At 63.6% G+C, this 1,948-nt stretch carries 2 protein-coding genes; one reads left to right on the top strand and one right to left on the bottom strand.

What is annotated here, in order from left to right; translation table 11 throughout:
* Positions 1-78 precede the first annotated feature (78 nt).
* Positions 79-1,176: a putative zinc-binding metallopeptidase gene (locus tag FJ980_RS30180; RefSeq protein ID WP_140547259.1), complete on the bottom strand. Its 1,098-nt coding sequence runs from the start codon at positions 1,174-1,176 to the stop codon at positions 79-81.
* 255 nt (positions 1,177-1,431) lie between these two features.
* Between FJ980_RS30180 and FJ980_RS30175 the strand changes: the two genes are divergently transcribed.
* Positions 1,432-1,948: lytic murein transglycosylase (locus FJ980_RS30175; RefSeq protein ID WP_181181351.1), on the top strand; the 517-nt coding region annotated here is incomplete at its 3' end.

The following is a 1,948-nucleotide window of genomic DNA, read 5'->3' as shown; positions in this document are numbered from 1 at the left end:
ACATTTAGGTTTTCATGGTTTCTCTCCTTTTAATGGTCCCTCGGCAGCGAAAACGGGAGAGCGGCGCATGCGTTCCCGCTAAAATGTTGAAGCCAACTCACGATTTGCTCCCGTTTCTTGCGGCAGGCGGGTCAAGAGGTCGTGAACGAAGGCCAGTTTGCGCGCCGCGACATCCGAGATGACGAAAGGGTAGAGGTCGGGCAGACCCATGCAGCGATTGATGGAATTGGAGGCTTCCGACAGCACCAGCCAGCGCGACAGGATCTTTTCGAACGGTTCGGGAGCGGGTGTCGGTTCGGACGGCGCTGGTTGTAGCATGCCCCCGGTATCGCCCTGGGGCAATTCGTTGGCCTCCACCGTCTCCAGCCGGCCGAGCGGGAAGTTCAGCGCATGGACCATTTCCAGCGTGTCGGTGATATGCAGGTGGTGGGCCCAGCTTTCGGCCCAGTCCTCCCAGGGATGAGAGGTGGCATAGGGCGAGATGTGGCGTTGCTGCCAGTCGGGTGGGGCACCATTGGCATGGTGGTTCTTCAATGCCTGCTCGTAGCCGGTGCGCTCGTCGCCGAACAGCGCGCGGAAGGCGTCAAGCCTTTGCGGATCGTCGCGGATCAGCCGGTCCCAGTAGTAGTGGCCGAGCTCGTGGCGGAAATGGCCGAGCAAGGTGCGATAGTTCTCGCCCATCTCAACGCGCCGCCTTTCGCGCTCGGCGGAGTCGGCTTCGGCGACGTTGAGGGTGATCAGGCCATTGTCGTGGCCGGTCAGGATGCGCTCGCCGCCCGGGCCGCCGCCGATCGGATCGGCAAGGAAGTCGAAGGCAAGGCCGGCCTCGTCGGCGGGGTTCTGCTTGGGCGTCACCGGCAGTCCGAAAGCCAGCAGCGAATAGACCGCGCGCTTCTTCGCGGCCTCGACCCGTATCCAGCGGCGGCGGTTGCAGTCGACGGAGAGGTCCGGGATCAGCTGGTTGAGCGCGCAGGCGCGGCAGAAGGGCTGTCCCGGCTCGGCCATCCAGTTGCAGGCGCATTCGTCGGCGTTGGCGCATGGGGAGCCGCTGTCGGCACCGGACAGGGCAAAGCAGGCGCGCTGCGGATCATAGAGCACGGCACTGGAGCAGTTCAGGCACCGGGCGTTCTCGAAATAGAGACGATGGCCGCAATGAGGACAGTCGAAGAGTTTCATCTCGGTCTCGGACCAGGGAACAGGGGAAGGCGCGTCGTGCAAAACGCCGGCCGACAGACGTCGTTCCCCACTGTGACGTCATTGAGCAACATGGCGCAAGGATCGTCAGGCCATGGGTGGTTCTTGCCACAATATTTGCTTGATCGTAGGCAAATTCCCTTCCATTGGCCAGCTTGCGCGCGCGACAGTGACAAGTGCGCGTTTCACTGGCAAATTCCGGCCGGGACGTGATTCAGGCAACCAGGAGAGAACAACATGGCATTTCGTGCCAAGGGTAAGATGTTTGCAGCGGCCACTGTGGTGGCGATGCTTGCGCTGGCGACGGGCGCGCAGGCGGCGGCCAGCTGTGGCAAGACCGGAGCCGGCTTCGATGCCTGGAAGCAGGACTTCGCAGCGGAGGCCAGGGCCGAGGGCGTGGGTTCGAGGGGGCTGGCCGCCCTGGCCGGCGCGACCTACGCGACCAGGACCATTTCCGCGGACCGCGCCATCCACAAGGCTTTCAGCGGCTCCGTGGAAGCCTTCATGAAGCGCCGCGGCGGGGCGGCGATCATTTCCAGGGGCCGGGCGCTGAAGAAATCGAATGCGGCGCTGTTCGACAAGATCGAAAGGACCTACGGCGTCTCGCCGGGCGTGCTGCTTGCCATCTGGGGCATGGAGACGGGCTTCGGCGCCTCTATGGGCAACCAGAACACGGTGTCCGCCATTTTGACGCTTGCCTATGACTGCCGCCGTCCGGACTATTTTCAGCCGCATGCCATTGCGGCCCTGAAGC

The organism is Mesorhizobium sp. B1-1-5 (assembly GCF_006443065.1).
Taxonomy (GTDB): Bacteria; Pseudomonadota; Alphaproteobacteria; order Rhizobiales; family Rhizobiaceae; genus Mesorhizobium.
This window is presented reverse-complemented; position numbering and strand designations above follow the sequence as displayed.

Coding starts and splice junctions, on each gene's coding strand:
- FJ980_RS30180 (WP_140547259.1), bottom strand. CDS start 1,176: ATGAAACTCTTCGACTGTCCTCATTGCGGCCATCGTCTCTATTTCGAG.